The following is a 7785-nucleotide window of genomic DNA, read 5'->3' as shown; positions in this document are numbered from 1 at the left end:
CCGATCAGCAGCCGTCAGCACACCGCGCTGACCTGCACCGATGCCTTATCTGAACGGCATTGCGCCTTGACCGGGCAGCCGGCACCGGCGGGCATACCCCCGGCCTGATCGGCCGGGTGGGCGCTGCCCCGCGCAGTCACCGAGGGACCGGTAAACACCCCTCAGTTCGTAGTGGCGGCCTGCGGGTACGCCGCCGCGAACTCGGCCTGTCGGCGTGGCCTTTCCAGCCGAGTGCCGCCCGACTGCTCACGGGCGGTCCCAAGACCGATCAGCGATTGCTGTACGCCTCCATGAGCGAGGTCGGAATGCGTCCCCGGTCGGAGACCTTGTAGCCGTTCTGCGCGGCCCACTCACGGATCGCGCCACTCCGCACCCGGTTGGCTGCCCCGGGAGCCGCGGGACTCCCCGGCCGACGTGTGGCCCGGCGTGCGTCGACACCGCCTCGACCGATCCGCCGGCCGGCGTTGATGTACTCGTCCAGAGCCTTGCGGAGAGCCCCGGCGTTCTGGTCCGAGAGGTCGATCACGTAGGAAACGCCGTCCAGGCTGAACTCGACGGTGCGATCCGCCTTGCTCCCGTCGAGGTCGTCGGTCAACAGCATGACCACTTTGCGAACCATGAATTCACTCCCTTCGAGGAATTGGTGCCTTGGGCCCAATTTCCGCCTACAAGGCAGTATTGAGGTGATCTCAACAAGTGAGGTTCCCCCGATAGCGTGGAGGCCGGACCTAAGGGGATAGATGGTCATGGCTGAGACGAGGAGACGGTTCGACCGGGAGTTCCGTGAGGGCGCGGTGCGGATCGTGCGGGAGACGGGCAAGCCGATCGCGCAGGTCGCCCGGGATCTGGGGATCAACGACGGCACTCTGGCCAACTGGGTGGCGCAGGATCGGCGGGCCCGCGGTGAGGCGGCCGCGGGCGGTCTTGGTGAGGACGAGCGGGCCGAGCTGGTCAGGCTGCGCAGGGAGAACGCCGAGTTGGCGATGGAGCGCGACGTGCTCAAGCGATCTGTGGTCCTGTGGGTCAAGGAGGCGACGAAGTGAGTGTGGCCCGCTTCGTCTCCGCTCAGAGGACCGAGCACGCCGTGCCGCACGCGGTGTCCTGCCGGGCGCTGGGGTTGTCCGAGTCGTGGTTCTACAAGTGGCGTGACCGGCAGCCCACCGCGCGGCAGACCCGCCGCGACGCCCTCGATGAGGCGATCCGGGTCTCCTTCGACGCCTCGGGTGGCACGTACGGCTCTCCCCGAGTGGCCCAGGATCTGCACGCCGACGGGTGGCAGGTGTCGGTCAACACCGTCGCGGCGCGGATGGCCGCGCTCGGCCTGGCCGGACGCACACCGAGGCGCCGACGCAGCCTCACCAGGCAGGGCAAACGGCCGGTGGCCCCGGACCGGGTCCGGCGGCAGTTCACCGCCGTCGCACCGGATGTGTTGTGGTGCGGCGACATCACCGAGGTCGTCACCGACGAGGGCAAGCTCTACCTCGCCACCGTGATCGACCTGTACTCCCGCCGGCTGCTCGGCTACGCGATGAGCGCCCACCACGACGCCGACCTGACCCAGGCCACCTTGAGCATGGCCGCGGCGACCCGCGGCGGCACCGTCGACGGAGTGATCTTTCACAGCGACCGCGGCAGCGAGTACACCGCCGCCGACTACGCCACAGCCTGCAAGCGTCTCGGTGTCCTGCAGTCGATGGGCCGGGTCGGCTGCGCCCTGGACAACGCCGCGGCGGAGGCGTTCAACTCCACCATCAAGGTCGAGTACATCCACCGGCAGCGGTTTCGCACCCGCGCCGAAGCACGACTCAAGATCGCCACCTGGATCGTCGACTTCTACAACGTCCGCAGACGCCACAGCGCCTGCGACGGCATGTCACCGGTCGACTACGAACACTTCATCGCCGAAGCCCGCCGGGCCCAGGCAGCTTAAACAACCCTCCACGCTTCCAGGGGATTGACAGGGGCCTACCTTGACGATCAGTGTCCGTAGGCGACTTGACGTCTGGTCGTGGAGCTGGGGGGTGGAATGGGGTTCGTGAAGCCGGCGATGATGAGCGCAATAGTGGGGGCAGCTGTTCGTGGATGTCCAGCAGGTGCCATTCGCTTGCGAGCAAGGGGTGCCTGAACTGAGTGATGCATGGCAGCGCCGCCGCCGCGCCGACGGCAGGGTTGGCAACGTGAGACTCGCCGCGCTTGATGACCGAGGCGATGATGTGCTGGACCTGGGCCGTGAGGTCGACGACGTGCTCTGCTTCGACGAACCTGAATTCGGATACCAGCGCCCTGCACGTCTGAACGAGGCGTGGATGCGATGCAGCCACTCCCGCATGACCGCTTCCCGAAGAGCCGCCCTCCGACGGGAAATGCCGGTAGATGCTGCCCGGACTGACCTTGAGCCCTCGCATGGCATCGGCGACGTTAGCCTCTGCCGGGGCCGTAGCGGGGCACGACATCCTCAGCGCTACCCCGCGGGAATTTCGCCGCAAGATCCCCTAATCCCCTAACGCCAACCGCCGCCCCTGCCCCAACCCGGCCGGATAAGGCTGGGGTGCAACCCCGATGTCCGATACCGCCGCTTCGCCTTACGGTCGATCCCGGGTCCGGGCGATGTTGTCTGAGACCACGTCCGAACAACATCGATCGAGGAGACCGGCAACATGAGTGAAAGCGCCAGCACAAATTCGACCGCCGACGTGAACTCGACCTCTGCAGCCGACTGGACCGGCAACACGGAGGCAACCGCCGATACCAGCGGGACCACCAACGTGGATTCCACCGCCAGCGCGGGGTCGACCGCCGACATGGGCGCAACCGCTGACATGGTGTCGCCGCAGAGCCTGCAGGACTTCGTATTCGGCCTGCTCACGAACGGTGACGCCCGAGCGGCGTACGAGGTCGACCCGCAAGGCGCGCTGGACAACGCAGGTCTCAACGACGTGACCCCGGACGACGTGCAGGACATCGTTCCGCTGGTGGCCGACTACGTTCCTGTACAGGGCATCACGTCCTTGCTTTCCGGAGACAGCCTTGGCATCACCGCCGGCGCCACCGTCGACGGACTCGGGCTCAGCGGCGCGACCGGCAACCTCGGCGGACTCGGCCTCACGGGTGTGACCGGCCACCTGGGCGGCACCCTCGACAGCGTTAGCCTCAGCGGCGGCGTGACCGGCACGCTCGACAGTACCGTCGGCGGACTCGGCGTCGACGGCGTGACCGGCGACGTCGGGGGCACCGTGTACAGCGCCACCAACCTCGTCGACAGCACCGTCGGCGGACTCGGCGTCAGCGGCGTGACCGGCGACGTCGGGGGCACCGTGTACGGCGCCACCGGCCTCGTCGGCGACGTGACCGGCGACCTCGGCGGCACGGCATACGGCGCCACCAGCCTCGCCGGCGGCACCCTCGACAGCACCGTCGGCGGACTCGACGTCAGCGGCGTGACCGGCGACGTCGGGGGCACCGTGTACAGCGCCACCGGCCTCGTCGGCGACGTGACCGGCGACCTCGGCGGCACGGCATACGGCGCCACCAGCCTCGCCGGCGGCACCCTCGACAGCACCGTCGGCGGACTCGACGTCGACGGCGTGACCGGCGACGTCGGGGGCACCGTGTACAGCGCCACCGGCCTCGCCGGCGGCACCCTCGACAGCACCGTCGGCGGACTCGACGTCAGCGGCGTGACCGGCGACGTCGGGGGCACCGTGTACGGCGCCACCGGCCTCGTCGGCGACGTGACCGGCGACCTCGGCGGCACGGCATACGGCGCCACCAGCCTCGCCGGCGGCACCCTCGACAGCACCGTCGGCGGACTCGACGTCGACGGCGTGACCGGCAACCTCGGTGACACGGTGCACGGCGTCGGAAGCGTCACCGGTGACGTCGGTGTACACGGCGACGCGTACGCCAGCACGGACGGACAGCTTCTGGGGGGCCTCACCGACGGCCTGCTCCTGAGCTGAAGGCGCTGTGCTATGCGGAGGCCGGGATCTGCCCACTGCGCGGTCCCGGCCTCCATCTTGGTTTACCTACCGCGGATTTCCGGCCGCACGTATGCGTTGTGGAACCGGTGGACGTGTTGTGCAGGCGCCGGGTCCGCGGTCAGATCGCTCTACGCCACGCATGCGGGCCGCGCTTCGCCGGAACTGAGGTTCTGGTCGAGCAGGACCTGGCCGCCACGCGCCGCCAGCGCATCACGCGACGCTGGCGGCGCCGTTGATGCGGCACATCATCGCGGACCAGAGGTGGCTGACGGCCACTGGTAACGGCCAGCCACCTCGCATCGAGCTCCTTGGCCAGTTCTTCAAACTGAGGGCCGTAGACGTCGTGGTTGAGCGCCGCATGGAATGTTCGACATGGTCGCGTGCCGTGACCATGGCGCCCCGACACCTGGGCCTGCCTCGGCCACGGCCCCTCTCGCCGGCCCTCGTCATCTGATCCGCCGTGCCCTGGATCGGTGACCTCGCCCGACAGCGCCCCGTCCGTGAAGAGACGGGGCGCTCTGGTCGTCGCCGAGTGGGCTGTCCGCGCAGGTGGGGTGGTCCAGCCCGCCCACCCGGCGGGCGTATCAGTCGGCGGCGACCTCGATCCGTGGGGTCGGGCCCGCCGGCAGGTACGCCATGTCGGAGATGATGACCACATCCACCTCACGGTTCATCACCATCCAGCTCACCGACTCCCACGGCCCGCGGACGATGCCCTCCAACCGGTAACCGCGCCGGCGGCTGTAGTCGAAGCACTTCGCCACGGCGGGCTCGGTAGGTTCGATGCCGCCGGGTATCCAGATCACGGCCGTGTCCATGCAGCCTCCTGATCAACTTCTGAAGGTTAAGCGAGCGAGGATGATCAGGAGCCCCGGGGGGCAGGGATAGACGCGGTGCCGGTGGACAAGCATCGTGGTGCGGTCCCGGCAGGGTAAGAGGCGGCCGCCATGAACTTCCGGTGGTTCGCTGCCCCAGCGGCGGAGCCGGCGATCGCGGGTGAGGAGCCTCGGCCCTCACGTTGCCGTTACTCGCGTCTGCTCCCAGGTCCGCCGTGGTCGGCTATTGGGTGATCTCACCGCTAGGGGAATGCGCTGGTCCGCGGTCTCGCGCCAGAGTGCGTGGACGATCGTGCCGTCGGGGAGGGCGAAGGGATCGCGGGCGGTGTAGCCGTGCCGGGTGTAGAGGGCAGCCTCGGCGGCGGTGGTGGCCTCTGCGTAGGTGGGAAGCCCGAGACGGTCCATCCGGACGAGACTGCGGGCGAGCAGGGTGGAGGCGCGGGCGTGGCGCCAATCGGCGGGCGGGGCCGCGAGAAACGCCAGGTGGTTGTGGGCGTCGGTGGGACGGTGGGTGTTGAGGACGCCGTCCAGGGTCCGGAAGCGGTCGAGGTGGTCACCGCAGGCAGCCGCGAGGCGTTGGCGGTAGTTGGCCGGCGGCGGGATGGGGCGGTAGCGGTGGAACCAGACGGCGGCGGCGGAGCGGTCGTCTAGGAGGAAGACCTCGCCGAACAGAAGGGCGTGTTCGACCCAGATGCGGGAGACGGCGGTGAGCATGCGGCGTCGCTGGTCATCATCAGGTACGAGCCACGTGCCGATGGTTGAGGTGTGCAGGGGGGCAGCGACGAGGCGGACGACGTCGTCGATGTCGCACCAGCGGGCACGGACCGTGGGCGGAATACCTGTCATGGTGGATCTCCTGTATTGAGGCATTGTTGCCCGGTGGCCGGCGCTGCTGTCCGGTCGGGCGAAGCTGTGCAGTCAGGTCGAGTTGCCCGCCACCGGGACGGACGAGCCGGCGCGTGCCGTTTGGCTTCACGGATCAGCGCGGCGAAGGACACGTGGCACCCGGTTGAGCGGGCGCGTAGGACGCCCAGGGTCACAGCAGGGCGGCGTGGCCGTGAAGGTGCGTGGGGCGATGATGGTGCTCGCCGTTCACCGACAGCGGATCACCACCGCGTCGCCCCACCCGCCGGCTGGAGAGGTGTCCACGACGCGCGGTCGCATCTCAGCTGCCTGTCCGGCCGTGGGTCAGCCGTCACCGCATGAGGTGACGCTCAGGCAGGTCTGGTGCCCGGCTGCGGCGATCGTTGGGCGAACGTGTCGCACGGGGACGAAGCGCAGCGCTGGGATTCCAGCTCCGGCATCCATGGGCGCGGCGAGATGTCAGCCGCCGCCGTGCCGGCGCCTGAGGCGGCGGAACTGGTCACGCTGCCGGACGAGATCGGCGTCAGGCCGCCGGTGCCGGTCCCACCGACGCGCCCGGGACGACTACTCACGTCGGCGGCTGCAGCTGGGGCCGGCTCGCCGCCGCTGCACCGCTGCACCGCCACGTTCCAGTAGGGCGGGGGCTGCGTGGCTTCCTGGCGGTTGGCGGTGACAGCTGGCACGCGGACGGGATGCTCGGTAGCGCCTGGAGTAGTGGCGACCGGCACCGGGCCGCCAGACCCGGGCTGCGGTTCTACCGGATCGCCGGGCGGGACCGCCGGGTCCGCCGGCTGGCCGAGGATCGGCCGCGTCACCTCGAGCACCGGGGCGAGGACGGGGTGCAGGGTCTCGAGGATCGGGTCGGCGACCGGGCCGACCACCGCGTCAACGGGTTCGAGCAGTCCCGTGCCGGTGATCCCCCGCACCACCGGAGCCGCCGCGTCCACGACCGGACGCGTCACCGGCGCGACAGCCTCGACGACTCTCGTCAACCCCGTACCGGCCGGCCCGCCCACCGTGCGCCGCACCGGCACCATCGCCGCCGTCAGGTCAACGGGCGGGACCCGCATCGCCGAATCGGGCGTTGCGCGGGCTTGCGCCAGGGTGCCGGCTGGTTCCGGGGTCACGGAGGTTGGCTCCCCGACCGCGTCGGTCCCGGCCGGGCTGGGATCGACGGTCGCCGTCTCTTCGGGCGGGGCGGGCGGGCGTGGAAGGACAGTTTCGACCACCGCCCCGGCGCCGCCGAGCAGGTTGCCGACGATGCCCGGACCTGGCTCGTCGACGGCGTAGGCGGGATCGTTCATGATCGTGTCGCAAGCGCCCCAGGTGGCGATGACGCCACCGAGCAGAAGCATGCCGCGCACCGTCGCCTGAGCGAGTCGTCGGCTGCGGCACCGCATCACGGGCACCCCTCCCGACTTGTCGGTCTACCTCAGGCAATAACCGCTGATTGTTGCCGGATGCGGTCGGCGGGTCACCTTCCGACACGCGGGATTGGCATTATCCGCACAACGACCGAAGGCAACTTGCGCGCGTGCCCTACCAGGCAACCCGGCAGCGGACGGCTGCCGAGCTCGACGGCGTCAAGCCGGCAGAGCTATAGGGTGGATCTACCTGCGGATGAGAGGCGAGTGCGCGTGAATCCAGACTCGACCTGGCAGTATGAGGTCCGAACCGACGGTGACGCGAGGACCATCGTGCTGTCCGGCGAGATCGACATCAATGGCGCCGGCGAGCTGCACCGCCTGTTAGGCCATGTGTCGAAGTCGGCGGTGGTGGCGAAGAGATTCCGGCGCGTCGGTGATCGATAAGTAGCGAGGTCTCCGGTAGATGGTTCATCGACGAAGAAGACCATCAGCACGGAGACCTCGTGGCCACTGTAGCGGTGACGAGGCGGCACGACCTGACTGACGCGCAGTGGGCGGCGCTGGAGCCGCTGCTACCTGTGGGGCGTCGGCCAGGTCGGCCGCCGACATGGACGAAGCGGCAGCTCATTGATGGGATCCGGTGGCGCACCCGGGTCGGTGCGCCGTGGCGGGACATACCGGAGTGCTACGGGTCCTGGGCGGCGGCGTACGCGGTGTTCCGCCGCTGGCAGCGCGACG

Annotated in this window: 10 protein-coding genes; 5 read left to right on the top strand and 5 right to left on the bottom strand. The window is 69.5% G+C overall.

Features of this window, described 5'->3' with window-relative positions; translation table 11 throughout:
• Positions 1 to 268: 268 nt before the first annotated feature.
• Positions 269 to 619 carry an Lsr2 family protein gene (locus ACFOYX_RS09600; protein ID WP_109801493.1) on the bottom strand — a complete coding sequence of 117 codons (351 nt, stop codon included), beginning with the start codon at positions 617 to 619 and terminating at the stop codon, positions 269 to 271.
• Positions 620 to 746: 127 nt separating this feature from the next.
• Between ACFOYX_RS09600 and ACFOYX_RS09595 the strand changes: the two genes are divergently transcribed.
• Both ACFOYX_RS09595 and ACFOYX_RS09590 read left to right on the top strand, forming a co-directional pair.
• Positions 747 to 1043 (top strand): transposase, encoded by a 297-nt coding sequence (locus ACFOYX_RS09595; protein WP_238454525.1) that lies wholly within the window; start codon positions 747 to 749, stop codon positions 1041 to 1043.
• Entirely contained in the window at positions 1040 to 1930 is an 891-nt protein-coding gene (locus tag ACFOYX_RS09590) for an IS3 family transposase (protein WP_322443667.1), read from the top strand. Before ACFOYX_RS09595 ends, ACFOYX_RS09590 begins: the two co-directional genes overlap by 4 nt.
• Here ACFOYX_RS09590 and ACFOYX_RS09585 read toward each other — a convergent pair.
• A complete protein-coding gene (locus ACFOYX_RS09585) occupies positions 1896 to 2405 on the bottom strand; it encodes a hypothetical protein (RefSeq protein ID WP_369292988.1) in 510 nt (169 codons plus the stop codon). The genes ACFOYX_RS09590 and ACFOYX_RS09585 overlap by 35 nt on opposite strands.
• Positions 2406 to 2657: 252 nt before the next feature.
• Here ACFOYX_RS09585 and ACFOYX_RS09580 point away from each other — a divergent pair, with 252 nt between their 5' ends.
• Positions 2658 to 3959, top strand: a complete 1302-nt coding sequence (locus ACFOYX_RS09580; protein ID WP_322443668.1) for an IniB N-terminal domain-containing protein — start codon at positions 2658 to 2660, stop codon at positions 3957 to 3959.
• A gap of 605 nt (positions 3960 to 4564) precedes the next feature.
• On the opposite strand, the gene ACFOYX_RS09575 is transcribed toward ACFOYX_RS09580, so the two are convergent.
• The 3 genes from ACFOYX_RS09575 to ACFOYX_RS09565 form a co-directional block, all read right to left on the bottom strand.
• Entirely contained in the window at positions 4565 to 4798 is a 234-nt protein-coding gene (locus tag ACFOYX_RS09575) for a hypothetical protein (protein ID WP_109801496.1), read from the bottom strand.
• A gap of 195 nt (positions 4799 to 4993) precedes the next feature.
• Positions 4994 to 5662 (bottom strand): hypothetical protein, encoded by a 669-nt coding sequence (locus tag ACFOYX_RS09570; protein WP_238452745.1) that lies wholly within the window; start codon positions 5660 to 5662, stop codon positions 4994 to 4996.
• A 368-nt stretch (positions 5663 to 6030) separates the two neighbouring features.
• On the bottom strand, positions 6031 to 7035 hold the full coding sequence (locus ACFOYX_RS09565; RefSeq protein ID WP_238452746.1) for a hypothetical protein: 1005 nt from the start codon (positions 7033 to 7035) through the stop codon (positions 6031 to 6033).
• Between the two features lie 282 nt (positions 7036 to 7317).
• On the opposite strand from ACFOYX_RS09565, the gene ACFOYX_RS09560 reads away from it, so the two are divergent.
• Together ACFOYX_RS09560 and ACFOYX_RS09555 are read left to right on the top strand one after the other, a co-directional pair.
• Positions 7318 to 7491 carry a hypothetical protein gene (locus ACFOYX_RS09560; RefSeq protein ID WP_322443669.1) on the top strand — a complete coding sequence of 58 codons (174 nt, stop codon included), beginning with the start codon at positions 7318 to 7320 and terminating at the stop codon, positions 7489 to 7491.
• 59 nt (positions 7492 to 7550) lie between these two features.
• Positions 7551 to 7785, top strand: a 235-nt coding sequence (locus tag ACFOYX_RS09555) for a transposase (RefSeq protein WP_377533883.1), incomplete at its 3' end; no start/stop codon positions are given.

This window comes from Micromonospora sp. GCM10011541, from assembly GCF_042650725.1.
Taxonomy (GTDB): domain Bacteria; phylum Actinomycetota; class Actinomycetes; order Mycobacteriales; family Micromonosporaceae; genus Micromonospora; species Micromonospora sicca.
Note: the sequence above shows the minus strand (reverse complement) of the source record. Positions and strands in the feature narration are given on the sequence as shown.